The organism is Planktothrix tepida PCC 9214 (assembly GCF_900009145.1).
Lineage (GTDB): Bacteria > Cyanobacteriota > Cyanobacteriia > Cyanobacteriales > Microcoleaceae > Planktothrix > Planktothrix tepida.
The window spans coordinates 630,893-651,131 of sequence record NZ_LN889813.1 but is presented as its reverse complement, the minus strand read 5'-3'; the positions used below and the strand labels follow the sequence as shown (position 1 = coordinate 651,131).

Annotated in this window: 19 protein-coding genes; 10 read left to right on the top strand and 9 right to left on the bottom strand. The window is 41.6% G+C overall.

The features are described from left to right. Positions 1-125 precede the first annotated feature (125 nt). The 6 genes from chlG to PL9214_RS25425 all read right to left on the bottom strand — a co-directional run bounded on the left by chlG (position 126) and on the right by PL9214_RS25425 (position 5,433). Entirely contained in the window at positions 126-1,148 is a 1,023-nt protein-coding gene (chlG, locus tag PL9214_RS25450; RefSeq protein WP_072722059.1) for a chlorophyll synthase ChlG, read from the bottom strand. A gap of 390 nt (positions 1,149-1,538) precedes the next feature. Next, positions 1,539-1,787, bottom strand: a complete 249-nt coding sequence (locus tag PL9214_RS25445; RefSeq protein ID WP_072722057.1) for a gas vesicle protein GvpG — start codon at positions 1,785-1,787, stop codon at positions 1,539-1,541. Positions 1,788-1,798: 11 nt separating this feature from the next. Continuing rightward, positions 1,799-2,536 carry a gas vesicle protein GvpF gene (gvpF, locus tag PL9214_RS25440; RefSeq protein WP_072722055.1) on the bottom strand — a complete coding sequence of 246 codons (738 nt, stop codon included), beginning with the start codon at positions 2,534-2,536 and terminating at the stop codon, positions 1,799-1,801. Between the two features lie 373 nt (positions 2,537-2,909). Continuing rightward, positions 2,910-3,371, bottom strand: coding sequence for a gas vesicle protein K (locus PL9214_RS25435; RefSeq protein ID WP_072722053.1), 462 nt, complete (start codon positions 3,369-3,371; stop codon positions 2,910-2,912). A gap of 156 nt (positions 3,372-3,527) precedes the next feature. Beyond that, on the bottom strand, positions 3,528-4,973 hold the full coding sequence (locus PL9214_RS25430) for an LCP family protein (RefSeq protein WP_083580185.1): 1,446 nt from the start codon (positions 4,971-4,973) through the stop codon (positions 3,528-3,530). An 85-nt stretch (positions 4,974-5,058) separates the two neighbouring features. Next, positions 5,059-5,433 carry a hypothetical protein gene (locus PL9214_RS25425; RefSeq protein ID WP_072722049.1) on the bottom strand — a complete coding sequence of 125 codons (375 nt, stop codon included), beginning with the start codon at positions 5,431-5,433 and terminating at the stop codon, positions 5,059-5,061. Between the two features lie 152 nt (positions 5,434-5,585). Here PL9214_RS25425 and rpe point away from each other — a divergent pair, with 152 nt between their 5' ends. From rpe to PL9214_RS25380, 9 genes are all read left to right on the top strand, one after another. Further along, a complete protein-coding gene (gene rpe, locus PL9214_RS25420) occupies positions 5,586-6,287 on the top strand; it encodes a ribulose-phosphate 3-epimerase (RefSeq protein WP_072722047.1) in 702 nt (233 codons plus the stop codon). A 526-nt stretch (positions 6,288-6,813) separates the two neighbouring features. After that, positions 6,814-7,590 carry an SDR family oxidoreductase gene (locus tag PL9214_RS25415; RefSeq protein WP_072722045.1) on the top strand — a complete coding sequence of 259 codons (777 nt, stop codon included), beginning with the start codon at positions 6,814-6,816 and terminating at the stop codon, positions 7,588-7,590. A 58-nt stretch (positions 7,591-7,648) separates the two neighbouring features. Further along, complete coding sequence (locus PL9214_RS25410; protein ID WP_072722043.1) at positions 7,649-8,182, top strand: DUF1349 domain-containing protein; 534 nt, start codon at positions 7,649-7,651, stop codon at positions 8,180-8,182. A gap of 115 nt (positions 8,183-8,297) precedes the next feature. Then, positions 8,298-9,761, top strand: a complete 1,464-nt coding sequence (locus PL9214_RS25405; RefSeq protein WP_083580184.1) for an aspartate aminotransferase family protein — start codon at positions 8,298-8,300, stop codon at positions 9,759-9,761. Next, on the top strand, positions 9,758-10,735 hold the full coding sequence (locus PL9214_RS25400) for an alcohol dehydrogenase catalytic domain-containing protein (RefSeq protein WP_072722042.1): 978 nt from the start codon (positions 9,758-9,760) through the stop codon (positions 10,733-10,735). Before PL9214_RS25405 ends, PL9214_RS25400 begins: the two co-directional genes overlap by 4 nt. Before the next feature lie 10 nt (positions 10,736-10,745). Then, positions 10,746-11,423, top strand: coding sequence for a hexitol phosphatase HxpB (gene hxpB, locus PL9214_RS25395; RefSeq protein ID WP_072722040.1), 678 nt, complete (start codon positions 10,746-10,748; stop codon positions 11,421-11,423). Between the two features lie 58 nt (positions 11,424-11,481). Further along, complete coding sequence (locus PL9214_RS25390) at positions 11,482-12,678, top strand: MFS transporter (protein ID WP_072722038.1); 1,197 nt, start codon at positions 11,482-11,484, stop codon at positions 12,676-12,678. Between the two features lie 43 nt (positions 12,679-12,721). Beyond that, positions 12,722-13,555 (top strand): sugar phosphate isomerase/epimerase family protein, encoded by an 834-nt coding sequence (locus PL9214_RS25385; protein ID WP_072722036.1) that lies wholly within the window; start codon positions 12,722-12,724, stop codon positions 13,553-13,555. Between the two features lie 262 nt (positions 13,556-13,817). Then, positions 13,818-14,624: a peptidoglycan-binding domain-containing protein gene (locus PL9214_RS25380; protein ID WP_072722035.1), complete on the top strand. Its 807-nt coding sequence runs from the start codon at positions 13,818-13,820 to the stop codon at positions 14,622-14,624. A 62-nt stretch (positions 14,625-14,686) separates the two neighbouring features. On the opposite strand, the gene PL9214_RS25375 is transcribed toward PL9214_RS25380, so the two are convergent. The 3 genes from PL9214_RS25375 to PL9214_RS25365 form a co-directional block, all read right to left on the bottom strand. Further along, positions 14,687-15,253, bottom strand: a complete 567-nt coding sequence (locus tag PL9214_RS25375; RefSeq protein ID WP_072722340.1) for a sugar O-acetyltransferase — start codon at positions 15,251-15,253, stop codon at positions 14,687-14,689. A gap of 4 nt (positions 15,254-15,257) precedes the next feature. After that, positions 15,258-17,528, bottom strand: a complete 2,271-nt coding sequence (locus PL9214_RS25370; RefSeq protein WP_072722033.1) for an nSTAND1 domain-containing NTPase — start codon at positions 17,526-17,528, stop codon at positions 15,258-15,260. Between the two features lie 166 nt (positions 17,529-17,694). Continuing rightward, positions 17,695-18,552 (bottom strand): amino acid ABC transporter substrate-binding protein, encoded by an 858-nt coding sequence (locus PL9214_RS25365; RefSeq protein WP_072722032.1) that lies wholly within the window; start codon positions 18,550-18,552, stop codon positions 17,695-17,697. Between the two features lie 157 nt (positions 18,553-18,709). Here PL9214_RS25365 and lpdA point away from each other — a divergent pair, with 157 nt between their 5' ends. After that, positions 18,710-20,140 (top strand): dihydrolipoyl dehydrogenase, encoded by a 1,431-nt coding sequence (gene lpdA / locus PL9214_RS25360; RefSeq protein ID WP_072722030.1) that lies wholly within the window; start codon positions 18,710-18,712, stop codon positions 20,138-20,140. The last annotated feature ends 99 nt before the right edge of the window (positions 20,141-20,239 follow it).

Below are 20,239 nucleotides of genomic sequence, written 5' to 3'. Positions count from 1 at the left end.
CAAGCAAAACTTGCCTCTACAGTTGGCTGTCGAAGCCTGATGTCACTGAAAATCAAGGTTTTTTTCTTGATCCCAGTTTTCAGGAGGGTTGGGAAACTGCGGTTTTGCTGGAAGTGGGAAACTCCCTAAACCGCATGACCCAGCGCTAAACCCACAACTAACATTCCTAATACCAGGAACGGTTGGGCACTTGCTTGATATTTAACATCATTTTCTACAGGATTGCGTAGAAAATACATATCTTGGAAGGTAATTTGAGGAATGACCAGCAGCAAGAGAACGGTAGCATAGAGATTTTGCTTGATACTGACCAAATAAACGGCCATCCCCGCTTGGAAGATATCAATCATCAAAACACAAATCCAGGCGGCGGTTGTAATCCCAAACATCACTGGAAGGGATTGTAACCCTAATTGGCGATCGCCTTCGACACTCTTAAAGTCATTAACAATGGCAATTCCTAACCCGGCTAAACTATAAAACAAAGTTAAAATCATCACGGTTGGGGTCAGTTCTCCAAATAAGGCATGACCCGCCCACCAAGGTAAGGCAATATAACTAGCTCCTAGAGCATAATTTCCTAACCAGCCATTTTTTTTCAGTTTCAAAGGGGGTGCAGAGTAAATATAGGACACAAATGCTCCCCCAATACACAGAAGGGTAACGATAGGAAATTCATGTCCGGCCCAAGTATCTAACAGGTAGGAAATGCCGATTCCTAACCCTAATAACAATAAAATTTGGGTGACAACTTGGGGAATGGAAATCGCCCCGGAAGGGATGGGACGGTAAGGTTCATTAATGGCATCGAGTTCGCGATCATAAAAATCATTCAGGGTTTGGGTGTACCCCGTCATTAACGGCCCGGACATTAACATACAAGTCGCTACTTTTAACACATCTTCCAGTGACCAAGAAAAATGTCCTGATGAAGCAGCACCACAGACCACCCCCCAAATTAAGGGAATCCAGGTGATCGGTTTCATCAACTGTAGGCGAATTTTCCAAATGGAGGTTTCTCCCGGTGCTGCCCCTTTCATTCCTAAGAGTTGTCGGGTTTTAGCACTGCGATCAGAAGTCGCTATGTCATTCGCGTTGGCTTCTGGGGTTGATTGTTCTGAAAGTTGAGACGATGGAGTGTCCGACATGATCGTTTGTGCGCTTGTGTGTTGAGTGTCTGCAATACAAAAACTAAGATTAACATGGAGTTGGCCGTTGACTGGTAGGGAACAGGGAACAGGGAACAGGGAACAGGGAATGAGTTGGCTGGATTTAGAGACGCGCTAGGCATCAGTGTCAACTTAAGTTCCCCGCCCGGAAATAAATTTCGGGCTGTAGAGGGGGTTACATGGCGCGTCTCTCTACTGAAATTAATTTCAAGGCTTTTAAACTTAAGTTGACACTGATGTGGCGCGTCTCTACTACAAAGGTTTAAGGATTTCATATAAGGTAGATTACCCATTCTGAAATTGACCTCAATAGAGGTCGGGTACAGCGAAACACACAGAAAACTGAATTAAACCGTCTCGGAAATTCGTTTAATTCATTGAATCTGCATTTTCATCTTCTAAGGCTTGAATTTGCAATAATAATTCTTCTTCTTGGACTTCAAACTCTTCTTCAGAAATATCTCCCATATCAAAAGCTAACTGAAGGGCTAATAATCGTTTACTTAAGTTTTCTTTATCGTCTAGTTCGGCTTCAGCCCGTTCTAGGAGTTGTTCGCCGATCCAGATTACCCCCCCAAAGGGTGCTGTTATTGGAGATAATAATAATCGTAAGACCATAACACCTCCGATTAAGGATTGAGTTGGGCAAAATTAAAGGGGGCTGTAAAATTATTATAGCGAATTCGTAAGCGGTTCTTAAAATAGTGATCAAGTTCTTCAATTTTATCACTAAATTTAGGTTCCGTATCCCAAGGAATTAAATAAGCAGCATTATAGATCATCGTATTAGTTAAGGTTTCATTCTCAACAATTTCTTCTGCTAAGGGGGTTAAGGTGTGTTGAAATTTCTCAATAATTCCCTGTTGGCGATCTTGCATCGCCTGTTCAATTTCTTGACCAATTCCAATGACTTCATCCATACTGAGCGGTTTACCTTCTAAGCGATCGCGTTTTTCTCTTAATTCTTGATTTTCTGTCATTAAACGATTTAATTCTTCCGTTTCTTCCCAAAAAATTTTAACTCCGACTTCCCGTTTTCCCTCTAATTTATGAAACAATTGTTTTAACCGTTCTTGATAGGGAAGAATTAACTGCGTTTCTACAGTTTCCCAATCTTGAATCACTAATCCAAATTGCAAAGGTAAAACGCTTCTATAACCATGTTGCATCACCAGTTCTAAGACTTGTTCATGACCTAATAAATTCCGGCGACTGGCTAAATACCGCTCTTGCTGGGCTGCGGAATATAAAAAGCTAAACTCATTCACCGGATAGGTTTGAATTGGTTGTTGATCTAATCCCGATAACGCTAAAGGTCGTACTCGGTTTGTCGGTAAAATTCCATATAAATAGAAACCGTTTTCCATAATTAAAAACCCTTATTAATTTAACTTGTAGTGTGCGTCAGCGCAGCGCACGCACCAAAGTTTGTCAACGACCACCGACAACCCGTGATTACAGCTAAGATCAGATCCCCCTAAATCCCCCTGCCTTGATCAGGGGACTTTGATCTCCTGTCCCCCTATTTTTAAGGGAGGTTAGGGGGGATCATTGACTTGAGATCAGATCCAAGGAATTCGGTTTTGAGTGCCTACTTTTAGCGCGATTGTTGACAACCCTGTAAACACACCATCTCCTATCCATTATAAACGTTAATGCTCATAAAACCTATAGGAAACACTGCAAATATTTTCCCTATTTTCTGTTTTAAGTCAATAATGTTTAAACCCCAAAAGATTTCTACAAAGGTTTAGAGGTTAAGACTAATCTTAATTTGGCATGAATTAAGTTGAGTTGGGCTAACCCTAAATCTACGCTTCCCTCAACAACAATTCCCGTATTCATTAACCGATCTAATAATTCTAAAACTGAAGGGTTTTGTGAACTTTCTCCCGGATAATAAGTTCCTGATTTCGGTAATAATGTCCCAAATTCTGATAATTCAATATTCAAATCGGCTGGATCAATTTCAAAGATTTCACACAATTGTAACACCTGAATTTCTAATTGTCGCAAACTCTCCGCAGCCCGATCTAATTCTTCCTCACTCAGGGTATTACCTTCCATCCGACGGATGATTTGTGCTTCCATTAATTGCCGAATGAGTTCTACCAAAGTCAGCACTAAGGGTGCTAAACCCGCATCTTTTCCAGAGGATTTCGGCGTAATACTTGTTTCTATCGAAGGTTCAGAAGATGACATTTGGATTTATATGAACTGGACGAGGGACTTTTAATTTTCCTTTTAATCGATTGTAATATTATTTTAGGGTAGGTGTGGCATCCTTCCCAAGCCTGTTTGCGCCTGGGTTGGAAGGGACGCCCCCTACAGGATTTGATCACAAATCATTTAGACTGGCTATAATTGTTTTTTGGAAGGAGAAATAGATTCCGAATTAGGAACATTAGAAGGAGTCGGTTTATTATATTTTTCTAGCCAATCTTTTCCGACTTGAATAGTAATATCCGATTCTAAATAACCTGTACTTTCAACTACAACTTTACCAAACCCTAAAGATTTTTGTAACGCTTCAGCACTCTTAATATCGCCATCCTGAGCTACAATTTTAGTTTCTGCTAAAGGTTCTGTCCAAGGTTTAGAAATTTTAACATTCCAGAATCCGCCATCATTCAAATTTCCAACTAATCGATCAATAGCATCAGAATTATCATTACTATCTTGAATCGCAATTCTTAAATCTTTGGGATCAATATTGTCAAATTTCCAAACATCTTGACCGAAATCAAAATGTTGTGCGACTAAATTTTCTAGGCGATTTGCATCGGGTAGCCAATAACTCGCTCGATATTCTTTCGGATCACTAAATTCACCAGGAACCATCAGCATTTCAACATTTTCCCGTTGAATTCCGGCAGAAAAACTTACTAAAGCCACTAATTCTTCCAAGCTTAAATTTGTATCAATATGAGATTGAATAATCGATACAACTTGAGGAATTTTAGAAATAGTACCAACATTTAACGCCTGTTCCATAAACGCCCGAATTAACATTTGTTGACGTTGTACCCGACCAATATCTCCCAAGGCATCATAACGGAACCGTAAAAATTGTAACGCTTGTGATCCATTTAAGTGTTGTTCTCCTTGTTTTAAATTAATATAAAGATGCTGACTATCATCTTGATATTTCATATCCTTGGGAACGTAAATATTAACACCGCCTAGGGCATCAATTAATTTTTCCACCCCTTGAACATTGACGCGGACATAACGGTCAATTCCCACACCGCCTAATAATTCACTGGTGGCTTTTGCACTTAAAGCAGGGCCACCATAATAATTAGCATCATTAATTTTAGTCATTCCCCGACCTTCTACATAGGTACGAGTATCACGGGGAATCGATAAGACTTTTAACTTTTTGTTAGCCGGATCAAAGCGAATTAATAGCATTGTATCCGATAACCCTTTAAAAGAATCGACTAACGCATGATAGCCGACATCAGGGTGGGAATCATCTTCCAAATCAGAGGTTAAAACCTTTACCCCCATTACCAAAATATTCACCGGACGGGTTAGTTCAGGCAACTTCATATTAGTCGTTGCCATTTGACTTTTAGAAAAAACGGCTGCTTCTTCCGGGGTTAACTTTTGCTGTAATAGGGGGGTCGTGGATAAAGACACCGCTAATAAAGCTCCAGCAGTGGCTGAAATCATCGCAACTCCAGCTAGACCTAAACCGAGTCCTAACCAACGACCGGGACTAGATTGAGCTAATTTTCTCAGACTGGGTTTTGACAGTTTTGGCAATGGTTTTTGACTTTGATATCTTGGTGCTGACACGGACTTCCTCACACACTCAATGAATGATCTAAATTAGGAATAACAGACTTGTAGCAAAAGAGAAAATGATTTTAGAACCAACCTATTATGGCAGATGTTTGCCTAACCCTTGTTCAGCAATTCGGCTCAGTCCAGGTAGCCAAATCGGTTGACGTTTCCACACTCGAATCATTAACCCTAAACTGACGATAAAATAGCTAGTTGTCAAGAGACTACTGGTTAATAACATCGGTAAGGTGAACGATTCCGTGCTTTGATAGCCAACTTCTAACAATAGCAGTCCTGCTAACCAACTGAACGCTAATACAATTACTAATCGACTCACCGCTTGTTGTTGTCGTGTTCCTTCCTGTCGATATAATGTCCATAATGCGGGGAAAAAACCCAAAATGGGAATTAAATACACAAACAACTGTAAACGTTCTTGCTGGGGATTTTCATAGAGGTCATGCGTTTTCATAGTAGAAAAAAAAGAAAGTAAGTAGAAAAAAATAAAATATTTCTGAGAGACTCAATACCCTAAAACCCGCTTAACAGGCAAGATGCCTGTTCCACATACCCCGATTCTGATACACTGGTTACAACTTGAGATGCAGGAGAACAGATTCCCCCATGACCACAACCCAAAAACCGATTGTTATTGCTCCTTCTATATTATCAGCCGATTTTAGTCGTCTAGGTGAAGAAATTCGAGCCGTGGATGAAGCGGGTGCAGATTGGATTCACGTTGATGTGATGGATGGCCGTTTCGTTCCTAATATTACCATTGGGCCATTAATTGTAGAAGCCATTCGTCCCGTGACCCAAAAACCTCTGGATGTTCACTTAATGATTGTGGAACCGGAAAAATATGTTGAAGGGTTTGCCAAAGCGGGTGCTGATATTATTTCAGTTCATGCTGAACACAACGCTTCTCCCCACTTACATCGAACTCTTGGCCAAATTCGGGAATTGGGAAAACAAGCGGGTGTGGTTTTGAATCCTTCAACTCCCTTAGAATTAATTGAATATGTGTTAGAGCTTTGTGACTTGGTGTTAATCATGAGTGTTAACCCTGGTTTTGGCGGTCAGAAGTTTATCCCTGGAATTCTGCCGAAAATTCGTCAATTGCGCCAAATGTGTGATGAACGGGGTTTAAATCCCTGGATTGAAGTTGATGGTGGTCTTAAAGGTGATAATACTTGGCAAGTGTTAGAAGCAGGTGCTAATGCGATTGTTGCAGGTTCTGCGGTTTTCAATGCACCGGATTATGCTACAGCCATTGAAGGAATTCGTAATAGCAAACGTCCAACTCCTGAGTTAGCAACTGTCTAATCTTGATAACCTTAAATCTTTCTATACCATTAACCCTTCTGAATGATTAGGAGGGTTAATTTTTTATTGTTGACCGTTGACAGTTAACCCTTGTGGGTTTGTTTACAAATATTTTTCTCTTTCTCTTAATCTTCATCTCCCATAAATTATTAATAGTATTGGCAGCAATCTTTCCCTAAGTGCAGCAATATTTCTTGAGTTTGTTAGCTTAATTTACTCACTTTCTTCTTCTCACTTATCGTTACTAAATACACCGATTGTAACCTTTTAAACATCTACTGCATCGTCGGTTTATGGGTTAATTGATTGACCTGATTTCTCACCCATTCTTGAGCTTTCTCTAATTGTTTTCTCAATTTTATTTAGGCTAAATTATACGCTAATACGCACAATCTTATTATCATTTCTGCACCATGTAAACTTTTGTAAATAAATTAAATGCCTGTGTTCGCATTGCATATTTTTCTGGTAATATTTTCCTTGCTAAACCATAAAGCTATATAGAAAAAAAAAGGATATTCTAACCATGCAAAGACTGGCAGGTAAAGTCGCTTTAATAACTGGTGGTAGCTCCGGGATTGGTAGGGCTACAGCACTGGCTTTTGCCAAAGAAGGAGCTAGAGTTGTTGTTGCTAGTCGGCGAATCAAAGAAGGTGAAGAAACCGCACAGTTGATTCAAGAAATAGGTGGTGAAGCGTTGTTCATAAAAACCGACGTTTCAAAAGCCACTGAGGTTGAGGCATTGGTTAACAAAACCGTGGCAACTTACGGTCAACTAGATATTGCCTTCAACAATGCGGCGATTGAGGGGCCGATAAAAACCCTCGTTGAACAGACTGAGGAGGAGTTTGATTCCATCATTGATATTAATCTCAAAGGATTGTGGTTGTCGATGAAATATGAAATCCTAGAAATGCTTAAGCTTGGAGGTGGCTCTATTGTCAATACTTCCTCAATATCTGGACTGGTTGGTATGCCGGCTTCCTCTATTTATGCAGCCAGCAAGCATGGTGTTTTAGGAATGACGAAATCAGCAGCTTTGGAGTATGCTAAATCCGGCATCCGAATTAATGCAGTGTCTCCTGGCTCGATTGAAACTGCAATGCTAAATCGTTTCCTCAGCAATAACCCCTTCCTGGGTGATAGTGTTGAAGCCAAAAAGGAAATGATGGCAAAGCATCCATTGGGACGGATTGGTGAGCCGGAAGAAGTTGCGGAAGCAGTGGTGTGGCTATGTTCAGAGGGGGCATCCTTTGTCACGGGACAATCCTTGACAGTTGATGGCGGCTATACCATACAGTAGGAAATCCTTCTTAGAGATAGTTATGAATGATCAATTTTGATAAAAGAAGAGAACTGTGATGAACTGGCACAACGAACCTCCGATATGGGAATCTCAAAATAACACCATTAAAATTACTTCAACTCACAAGACAGATTTTTGGCGCAATACCCTTTATGACTTCATCAGCGATAATGGGCATTTCTATTACACACAAGTCAGGGGAGATTTTGTTGCTGAGGTCAAAATTATTGGTCAGTATCAGGATCAATACGACCAAGCCGGATTAATGGTACGTTTGGATGAAGAAAATTGGCTCAAGTGTGGGATTGAACTGATTGATGGAGTGCTGGAAGTTATTGTTGTAATTACCCACAATTATTCAGATGCGTCTTTTGTCTCCATACCCCAAAACCTCTCTTCGATTTGGATGCGTGTGATTCGACGAGGAGCAGCCCTAGAGAGCTTCTACTCCCTGGAAGGAGAGAAATATTCTTTAATCAGAATAGCCCATTTGACATCTAGTGAAAGCGTAAGCGTCGGGGTTATGTGTGCATCACCAACTGGGAACGGTTTTCTTAGCACTTTTGAAGAATTCAAAGTCGAAAACTAAACAGGATTTTTTTAGGTTTTACCCCGCATGAGAAGGAACTAGCCGAGGATTAATAACTCGGCTCAAAATTGTTAGTTAGTTAGTACAAATAGTCAGGATAGAAAGAGGGAAAAGTATGTTGGAAGAGCAGTTGCTTAACATCAACACAGAATTGATTGGTGAAGCCGGTAATGAAATACTCTTGGAGCAAGAAGTTGAGGATTTGCGGAAAATTGATCGAGAATCTGTTTCCTGGGGAGATACTGTTCACTATCAAGACAATCCCATCTTAGTGAATAGTTGTCAGGGAGGGTTAGTTTTCGATAACGATGGTAACACCTACATTGATACAGGAATGTGGCATTCAAGCTGTAACTTTGGCTATCGAAATCCACAGATTGACTCAGAAGTTTTAAAACAATTTAATAGGCTCCCCCAAGCGTGCGGTGACTTCCTACATCGGGAAAAGCTGTTGATAGCCCAACAGGTGGTCGATGCCATATATGAAAGGACTGGCATCAAGGGTCGAGTATCTTTCAATGTGGGCGGTTCTCTGGTGGTAGAAGACGCGCTGAAAATTGTTCGGAAGAATACAGGCAAGAACAAGGTCGCTGTGTTGATGGGCGCATACCACGGACGCTCCCTCGCTACACTGAATCTTTCTTCTAGCCACCGCTATCGGCAGTATTTTAACGAGTTCCCAGATCGGGCGATTATGTTCCCCTTTGCTAACTGCTCTCAGTGTTTCTATGAAAAGGAAAGAAACACCTGCGATCTATACTGCGCTAACATGATCGGCAAGGCTTTTGAAAACGAATATTATGGCATTGCCAGCGCCACCAGTTCCGAGATCGGTGCGATGGTGATAGAGCCTTGTCAAGGGCGGGGCTACACGATCCCTCCAAAGGATTTTTATCAGAAATTTATCCCGGCTTTGCGCGAGCGAGGGATTCTGATTATCTCGGACGAAATTCAAGTGGGGATGTATCGTACTGGAAAGTTGTTCGCCTTTGAACACTTTGGGTTTGTTCCAGACATTATCACCTTGAGCAAATCCTTCACGAATGGGTTGAGTCCAGTCAGCTTAGTATGGGCAAGAGCCGACTTAGTTGATCCAACAGTCTTTACCCCTGGACACGCCCACAGTAACTTTGCTAATCACCCATTGGGTACAGCCGCAGCATTGGCAACATGGCAGTATATGATGGCGCAGGACTATGAAATTTCCGTACCCGCCAAGGGGGAGTATTTTTTAGCCAAGCTGCGTCAACTGCAAGGGCGTCATTCCTTTGTCTACAGCGTTGATGGCTTGGGAATGCTCTTAAATATGGTGTTTGCAGATGAAACGGGTGTACCCTATCGTAATTCTGCACAATTGGCCGCCGCGATCGCCCAAGACAACGACTTTACATGGCAGGGCCAGACTTGGCGAATGATCTTGCAAACCGGGGGATATGACCTTAACGTGCTGAAGTTTGCTCCTTATCTTGACATTAGCTACGAAGAAATCGATCGTACTATTGGGGTTCTCGATCAGGTACTGCAAAAACTCGGTTCGATGCTTCCCACCCCATCTTTAGCTACAGGAGGTGTCCAGTGAAAGCCGCAGTTGTATACGGAGTTAACCAGGTAGAAATTCGTGAAGTCAGCACGCCAACTCATGTCCAAGATGGAGAGGTGATTGCTGATGTAGAGTTTGTCGGAGTGTGCAAAACAGACCAACAATTGACCATGATGGGCTTGGAGCAAGAGCGTATCTTGGGTCACGAGGTAGTTTGTCGGCTACCTGCCCAAAAAGGTCATTTTGCCCTCAATAATGAGATTTCTTGTGGTCAATGCACCTATTGTCAAGAGCAACTTACTAGCCATTGCCTCAATTTGCAGGAACTCGGTGTAAACGAGGACGGTGGATATGCCGAGAAAATTCGCACCCCCAGGAAGTCCTTACATCCGTTTGAATTGAACAATCCAGCATTGGGGGTTCTGATCGAGCCTCTAAGTTGTGCGGTGAGGGGAACAAGTCGGATTCTGGCTGCTACCAATCTGTTATCGGTATCTCGACCCAAAACCCTGATTATTGGGGGAGGACTTTCGGGTGTTCTGATTTCCTACCTGCTCACTCATTCCCCCAACTTCGATGGGGAAATTGACCTTTACGATATTACTCAAGCCCCGCTTCCTTGGGTAGATCGATTAGGTATTCAACGAGTCGATGAGCCAGAACCCGATCAGGCCCACCTAATCGTCGAGTGTTCGGGTTCGCCAGAAGGTCTTGCCACTGCTCTGCGTCTGGTACGCAAGGCTGGTATCGTCTGCATTTATGGCGTTCCCAAGCCAGAGATTTCCTTACCCATATCCCCACACGAGCTATTTATGCGGGAAATTACCGTGATTACATCCTTTGCTGGTGCTACAGACCATACTATGGGGGCTGCGATCGCTTACATTAAACGCGACGAACAATTCTTTGAGCAACTGCTAGGTCGAATCATCCCTCTGGAGAAACTTCCCACCGAACTAACTGTCTGGTGCCCTCAACCGGGTACACGCACTGTTGTGGACATGAACGCTTGAGGAAAGTCTCATGGTGGATATAGCTGCGATCTTTGATATGGACGGTGTATTAATAGACAGCGAACCGCTTTGGTGTAGAGCGGAAGTAGAGGTATTCAACCATTTAGGAGTGCCGCTTACAGAGAGTATGTCTTCTCAAACAATGGGTTTGCGTACCGATGAAGTGGTTAGTTATTGGTATGCCAAGTTCCCATGGACAGGTGCTAACCAGTCCGTAGTTGCCGATCGCATCCTGAGTCAGGTTGGCGAACTTGTGGCGACAGAGGGTAAGCCAATGCCCGGAGCAGTTGAAGCCGTACAACTTTGTCGGAGGATGCAGTTACCCCTAGCGTTAGCAACTTCATCGCCCATGTCTTTAGTCCACTTGGTACTCAAGAGGCTTGGTTTGCAAGACGCATTCGATGTTTTAAATTCGGCGGAAACTGAGGAATTTGGCAAACCTCATCCCGCCGTTTATTTGACAACTGCACACCGTCTTGGCGTGCATCCTAGCAAATGTATTGCGGTTGAAGATTCTATTCGCGGTATGATGAGTGCCAAAACTGCGGGTATGCGGTGTATCGTTGTTCCAGCAGCAGAGGAACGAGAGAATCCTCAATTTGCAGCCGCAGATTTTGTGCTGGATTCACTGGAAACGATTAATCAAGCTTGGTTAGAGCGTGTCATTTATTCGCTATATTCAGCATAATTGCTTATTGACTTTGTTGGCGCTATCTGAACCTGTTACCCATGAAAGGAGGTAGGAAATGTTTATAAGTCAAGAGCGGCTGGATGAACAGGTACAAAAGGAAGTGCCAAGTGCTTCTCGCCTTGCTGTAGCGGCACTGTTTTACATTCAGGGTGCAGTATTTGCTAACTGGGTTGCACGCATACCAACTATCCAACAGAAACTTGAGTTGAGTAATGGAGAACTCGGACGTGTGTTACTGGGGATAGCAATTGGGGCGGTCGTTACTATGCCCGCAACGGGGTGGTTACTTGCTCGCTTTGACAACCGACTGATAACCACAATAGCCGTGTTAGGCTACTGCATGGTGCTACCCCTACTTGCGTTAGCTCCTAATGTAACCCTACTAGAATTGTCATTAGTGCTATTCGGAGCGTTTAACGGAGCCACTGATGTGAGCATTAACAGCCAAGGTGTTGATGTTGAGAAACGTTATGGCAGACCGATCATGTCGTCATTTCATGGAATGTTTAGTATTGGCGGGATGAGTTGTGCAGCAGGCAGCGGCTTGTTGGCTTATTTAGGGGTTAATCCAGTTCTACATTTGCTTAGTGCTGGACTGTTGCTGGGAATAGTTGTGATTGTTGCATCACATTGGCTATTGTCAGGCGATATTACAACCGATAGCCATGATGAAGAACCAGTATTTGCTCTACCAACGGGGATACTCTTGGGGATGTCGATAGTGGCGTTCTGTGGTCTGCTGGGGGAAGGTGCGATGGCGGACTGGAGTGCGATCTATCTCCAGAATACACTTAACACTGGCCCTGGACTGGCTGCTGCTGGATACGCAGTCTTTTCAATGACGATGGCTGTAGGTCGTTTTCTAGGTGATGGCCTGACCCAAAAGTTGGGTTCAGTCTGGATGATACGCCTGGGTGGTCTTGTGGCTGGTGGTGGATTGGGGTTATCTTTACTGATTGCCCAGCCTGTTACAGCACTGATCGGCTTTGCCTGCGTTGGCATGGGTTTAGCTTCCATTGTGCCGATTGTACTGAGTGCAGCCGGACTGACCCCAGGAATAGCTCCGGGTATTGCCTTGGCAGCAGTAACAACTGCGGGCTACTGTGGATTTCTCTGTGGCCCACCCTTGATCGGGTTCGCTGCCGATGTGATTGAGCTCCGAGGTGCTTTAGGGATTATTGTTATCCTGAGCGCAGTTATTACAGTTCTAGCCCAAACTGTGCTTCATACTGCCCCATCAGAAAATAGTTAATCTTAAAGTCAAAGATACATTCTACTCAATAGTGTAAAGCTACATGATGTCAAATCCTAATAACAACCCAGTTAAATTTGCCTGTGCTGCATGGGGTTATAGAGAGTTAGAAATCCCAGAATACTTCCGTTTAGTTGCTAATTTAGGGATAAAGTCAGTAGAGGTTAATGTAGATTCTACAACACCGAAACATCTGCTTGATAGTTGCAGTGACGAGGAAGTAGATCGGGTTGCGAGTTGGGCTGAGGAGATTGGTGTGGGCGTAGTCTGCATAGCAGCCAATAATGACTTTACGTTGATGGATCAATTAGATTTGAAAGAGCAGATTCAGAAAGTTCAACGTTTTGTGGACATAGCCAAGCGGTTGAAAGCAGAGGTCGTGAGGATTTTTACAGGTGATAGTGTAAGAGAAAATATTTCTTCAGAAGTTCTTAACCGCCTCCATTACGCCTTTAACCGGGTAGGAGATTATGCCCAAGAACATGGAATTAAGCTGGCTATAGAAAATCATGGAGGACTTACAGTTAATGGTCAACAGACAGCAAAGATTATGGAAGGGATAAAAAGCCCTGCTGTTGGTGTAAATTTTGACCCAGCAAACTTTTTGAAAGAAGGTGTTGATCCCTTAATGGCGCTACGCTATATCTTGCCTTGGGTGAATTACACGCATTGGAAAGATGTTCGGTGGAGCAACGGTGGCACAGAATACTGTGCTTTTGGCGAGGGAGAAATCGTTTGGAAGCCCATTATTAAGGAGCTATTAAACTCTGGTTATCAAGGGTATTGGACGATTGAATATGAAACCGTTGAAGATGTCCAACGGGGAACGGCAGATAGCCTGGTCTGTCTTCGCAAAATGTTGCCAGAAGCTTTCTAAGGTGCGATTCGTTTCTGCGAAAGTTAACGGTTCCCAAAATTTATCAGAAAAAGCCTTTTATTGTTATAAGGTTTTAGTATCATATTGTATCCCACATTTTTATTCCCCTCTCCTATTCCCCTCTCCTATTCCCCTTGCCTCCTATTCCCCTTGTCTCCTATTCCCCTTGCCCCTCTTTTTCTATCCGCCTCCTGATGATAGAATCCAATTCAGAAACTAGAATTTGAGTACAATCAAACTTTATAGAAATAGGGTAAGGGTCATGGGTATCAGAACTGCTATTATTGCTGGCCTGTTTTCTTTGGTTCTTCCGGCTTTTGCTCCCGTGGCGTTCGCAACGTCGAATTCCAGTTTAGGATTAACAGAATCATGGCAGGAGGGCAGCAATTCCGGGTTCACGTCTAGTGTTACTGATAAAGAAGGTGCAAGACGAGAACTTTTTTCTGAACCATTTTATCAAGTTGAACCTCAACCGTCGCGCCGACGGGAACGGGTGTTATCCCAGGGAACAGAAGGTTCCCAGGTGACGGGGTTACAACAACATTTAAAAGCTCATGGGTTTAGTCCGGGGAAAATTGACAGTGTTTTTGGCCCTCGGACAACGGCTTCGGTTCGAGCATTTCAGGCTGCTAAAGGATTAGAGGTGACGGGGGTTGTAGACCGAAATACCTGGCAGGCGTTATCGGCAGAGCCTGAAATTGCGAGTCCGGTTCAACAGGAAAGCCTTTTAGCCAGAGGTTCACGCGGAAGCGATGTTCGCATCTTACAAGAACGTTTAGAAGCTAAAGGCTATAATCCTGGCCCCATTGATGGGATTTTGGGCTCTCGCACCTTAACGGCGTTGCATGAATTCCAAACAGCCCAGGGGTTAGAAACGAGTAATCACGTTAATGAAGCGACTTGGACAGCTTTAAATGGAACTTCATTGCGTCAAGAAACCCCCGCTAATTTAACGGAAGAAAAGGTAATTTCTCCTGAAGAAAATTCTAATTTGACTCAGGAAGAAACGAAAGATTTAGGGAATAATTCTGAGGAAGAAGTCTTCAATTTAGAAGGGTTCACCAATTAAAATTAAATTGAACAGAACTATAGGGACGTGCTACAGCGCGTCTCTATATTTTATGGTGCTTTTTATAATGTCCGAATCACGCGACAAGGATTCCCCGCCGCAACAACTCGTTCAGGAATATTATTAACAACAACACTCCCCGCTCCAATGGTTGTATTGTCGCCAATTTCTATCCCTGGACAAATAATAGTGCCTCCTCCAATCCAAACATTATGACCAATTTTAATCGGTGCAGCTAGTTCTTTTCCTGTTAGACGTAATTCAGGCTCAATCGGATGATAAGCAGTATAAATTTGAACATTAGGTGCTAATAAAACATTATCGCCAATTTCAACAAAATTGCAATCTAAAATGATACAATTATAGTTCATGTAAACATTACTTCCAAGTTTAATATAACACCCATAATCGCAATAAAAAGGGGGAGTAATTTGTACGTTATCTCCAATTTTAGCGAATAATTCTAATAGAATTTCTTGACGTTTTTCTAACTGTTCTTCTGTTGTGTTATTGTATAAACGAGTCAGTTTAGAAGCTCGTTTGCGGGTACTGATTAACTCAGCATCATTAGCGAAATATAATGCCCCTGATAGCATTTTTTCTTGTTCGGTTGGAGAGATATTTTCCATAATATTAATCAGCATTAATCCAACGTAAGACAGAGGCGATCGCACGATTGACAAAACTATTGGGTTTCTCTTCAATAATTTTGCGTTGAGCTTTATCTCGTTCTAATTCTAACCCAGCAATTAATCGTTCTCCTTTTTGGTAACGAACTAACGCCACTAAATAATCATGGGTCAGTTGATATCGATCATCAGGAATATCAGGAATATGTAAAATCAATCCTTCTTCAACTAAAATTTCTAATAAAGGTTCTATTTTACTAAATTCTGTATCTAATTCTTCCGCAATTTCTTTGCTAGTTTTTAGCAGGCGGTGTTCTTGCTTGTTGGTTAAACCATACAAGATTTTAATCGCTGTTCGTTCATTTTTAGCACTACAATCTCGAATAACTTCATCTAAAAAATGTTCTAATAATTTTTGCTTAGGATGTTCTCCAAGCTGTTCATATTGATTTAAAGTTTGAATATCATGAACTTGTAATTGAGTCCCAATTAATTGAAGTTCAATGGGTCGAATACGATCAATATCAACGGTTAAATCCCGAAGCAATTGAGACATTAAATCAGGTTCTATTTTAAATTGAGCGCGTTCAATTTGATTTTGAATAAACGTTTGTGCTTGACTTAATGTAAAGTTTTCTAAACTATAAATCACCTTTTTCGAGAGAATCTCAGAGTGAATAATATCCTCTAGGTTAGTACGATGAGCACATTCTAGTAAATAATGTAAAGCATCAGTTCTTAAACAAAGTAACACCGTAATTGAAGTCAGCATCAAACTTTCTTTTAAAAATTCATAAAAAGGTAATCGTTGTTCTAACTGCTGACAAACCACAAAAAACTCTTCAAACTGATCAAAAATTAATACCGTTGGAATCTGATTTTGATCATTTTGCTTAAGTAAATTTAAAACCGGATTCAAGTTCCAGGTTTTGGGGTTTGGTTCTCGTAACCAATCCGTATAAATTCGCAGTAAAATAGGTCGAGCAATACTAGGATTTTGAGACCGTTGTTCTAACAATATCGGGACAATTCCTGCATTGAGTAATGAACTTTTTCCAACGCCAGATTCTCCCTGAAGAACAATCAGTTTATTGTCGGGGTTTTGAATCCGTTCTAATAAAGTATGAACGTCCTTTAAACGATTAGAATTTTCTATTTCTAAAGCAATAGACTGTTGTTTATGATTCGGGTGAGATTGAGCTTGCAATGTCCGTACCCCAATAAAAGCTCGTAATCCATATTGATATTCAATTCTGATTTTTTCTTCTTTTAAACGGGAAGCTTGAGTATATAAATCTTGATCCAAATACAGCTTATGTAAGGCTGTTAAAATTTTTAAGTAACCTTTAGGATCATCCTCAACATTGCTTTTCCGTAAAGCTTCTTCTAATTGGTTAACTGTTGTTTGCCATTGTTGAAATTCCTGTGTGGATTCTGCTAGTAAATAAAGATAAGGATTATGAGATGCTGTGCTGCTACTCATTGGATCATCATAGATTGATTGACCTTGAATCGCTAATGCTAACTCAGCTAGTTGATTGGCGTGTGCCCACTTGGATTCATGCAAAGCAGCTTCGGCTAAAAAGCCATAATCTTGTGCTAATTGGGCTTCTGAACCATAAGATATATGTAAATTAATCGCTTTTTGGGCAACTTGTTGTAACGTTTCCCAGTCTTCTAAGTATCGTAAAACTTCACCTAATTCTCCAATGAATTTAGAGACTAAATCAGGGCGATTAGCTTTTTCAAAAACGGTTATACTTTGCTCAAAATAAATTTTTGCTTCTTGCCAATTTATATTTTTTTCTGCTCTATCATTAGACTGAGCTAAAGAGATAAAACATAACCCGACATGAAATAAAACTCCACCCATTTGTTCAAGAAATTGATTGGGAAGAATCGTGTCAAGGTCAGGACGAGATAGCATTTCTAAATCGCCTTGAGCTAAAGCCAATGGCCAATATTCTAAACTACGACGATAATGATAAAGAGTGGATTCTAAATCTTTATTCTCATAAGCTTCTCGGCCTAAAATAAATTGTAATCCAGCGATTAAGGTGGGTAATATTTGCTGATAGTTATTTTGTCGGGCTTCTTGAAGAATTGCTTTGAATTCAGGATAAGATTCTCCCAAAATCACAACATTGGGTTTAAACAGGGGTGTATTCGGATCTAAAATGTCCGTAAAGATCTGCTCAACACAGCGATTGAGAAATAAAATAGATGAAGAGGATGTATGACTGGGAACTGGTTTGGGGCCGTTGATATCGCTCATACTATTGCCTCAAATCGGGCGCGATCACTTAAAGTATTAATAGTGTGACATTTTTTAGAGGAAAAAACAACTGTTTTGACCAGAATCAGGGTATCCCTACTGATACTAAAGGATACCCCTTTAAACCTTAGACCTTTAGGTTATCTCTAGCTGCAATTTTACTCAACTATAATAGGCATTTATTATGAGCCGCTTCTAAAGTTTTCACATACTCAGAATTCTTGCCATACAGTCCTGTTAAGATATTAACGGTTTCTTTGATTAATATCAAAGAATTGACTGTATTGATCCAAGATATATCTCCTTCAGGAAGAATCATGCCATAAAATTCACAAGTCAGAGGTTCCTGGGGAACTAAAGCATAATCTTGAGTGGAAATGGCTGGATTTCTTAATACTTCCCCAATTAATAATAATCCATCACTAGCAAAGGCATTCAGACGACCTTGAACCACATCTTCCACAGCATTTTTTCGACCGTCAACCCCTGGATATTCTACAACTTTTGCCAAAGAATAACGACTGCTAATAAACTGTTGGGTTAAGGAACCTGGTAAAACTCCAATTGAAATATTTTCTAAAGCTCCTGATGGTTGAATATAAGCTTGGTTATCCGGTCGAACTAATAAATGAACTCCCGTTGCTAAAAAGCGATCAGAATAGACAATTCCAGGAGGAAGATTTCGCATAATTGTATTAGGGCCACATTCTAAATGCACTTTTCCCTCTTTTACCAATTGTTCTCGATTTTCCAAGTTTGAGGGGATGAATTGTACCTCAATTGGTTGATTGAGTTGTAACTGATCTTGTAATCGTTTCCCTAATAATTCCATTAATTCAATACAATATCCTTCCCATTTTCCATCCGCAGAAACAAATCCTAATGGGGGTGCATCTTGCCGAATTCCTGCTTTTAAAACTCCTGTCCTTTTAATATCTTCTAAAACCGTTCCAGCTAAACTCGGTAACGGTAAAATTACCGATAAAATTAAACTCAATGCCATCGTGGCTAGTTTGGTTTTCATGTTATGATAGATCCCTACAAACACAGTAATCGAATCTAGCTTACCGCAAAAATGATCAGTCAGCCGGAACAGATCTAGCCGTTGTAAACGGGATTCAGTTGGCAAGGGACAAGGAAAACGGTAATATTTTTTAATCCCAACAGAGTAGTAACAGAATATGGATTACGATTTAGTGATTATTGGTGCCGGAGTTGGTGGACATGGGGCTGCTATCCATGCCGTCGGTTGTGGCTTAAAAACCGCGATTGTTGAAGTAGCTGAAATGGGAGGAACCTGTGTAAACCGGGGCTGTATTCCCTCCAAAGCGTTATTAGCCGCATCAGGACGAGTTAGAGAATTACACGACACCCATCACTTAAAAAACTTAGGGATTCAGTTAGGACAAGTCAGTTTTGATCGTCAACAAATTGCCAGCCATGCTAACAATATTGTCACTAAAATTCGCGGTGACATGACCAATAGTTTAAAACGCTTAGGCATTGATGTCATTCAAGGTTGGGGAAAAGTTGCAGGGCCGAATAAAGTTACCGTTGAAACGGCTAATGGCGAAAAAACAATTACGGCTAAAGATATTATTTTAGCACCAGGTTCTGTGCCCTTTGTTCCCCCTGGAATTACGATTGATCACAAAACGGTTTTTACCAGTGATGAAGCCATTAAATTAGAATCCCTCCCTCAATGGATTGCTATTATTGGAAGCGGTTATATTGGATTAGAATTTTCCGATGTTTATACCGCTTTAGGTTGTGAAGTTACCATGATTGAAGCGTTGGATCAATTAATGCCAACCTTTGATCCAGATATTGCTAAATTAGCCCAACGAGTTTTAATTACGCCTCGTGATATTGAAACCAAAGTCGGGAAATTAGCCTTAAAAGTTACCCCCGGTTCTCCGGTTATTATTGAGTTAGCAGATACCAAAACCAAAGAGGTTGAAGAAGTCTTAGAAGTGGATGCTTGTTTAGTTGCAACTGGACGCATTCCTGTTAGTAAAAACTTAGGGTTAGAATCGGTTAATGTCGAACCCATTCGAGGCGGTTTTATTCCGACCAATGATCACTTAGAAGTGTTATCCGGTGGCGAACCTGTTCCCCATTTATGGGCAATTGGAGATGCTACGGGTAAAATGATGTTAGCCCATGCCGCATCCGCCCAAGGAATTGCTGTTGTAGAAACGATTTGTGGGCGCTCTCGTCAAGTGGATTATCGCAGTATTCCCGCCGCAGCGTTTACCCATCCAGAAATTAGTTATGTCGGTTTAACCGAACCCGCCGCCAAAGAATTGGGAGAAAAAGAAGGGTTTGAAATTGCTACGGTCAGAACCTATTTTAAGGGGAATTCTAAAGCCATTGCGGAAGGAGAAACCGAAGGAATAGCTAAAGTGATTTACCGTAAAGATACGGGTGAATTGTTAGGGGTTCATATCTTTGGTCTTCATGCTTCTGATTTAATTCAAGAAGCCGCAAATGCCATGTATCAACGTCAATCTGTTCACGATTTAGTCTTTTCTGTTCATACCCATCCAACGCTTTCAGAAGTGTTAGATGAAGCGTATAAACGGGCTGTTGTTGGGGTTGGCGGTCATTAATTAATTGATCTGATTAAACCCCGTTTCTCGGCCCAATAAACCCCGTAAGGGCAGGGTTTTCCTGCCCAAATTTAAACCTCCTAGGTGTCCCCCCTTGTC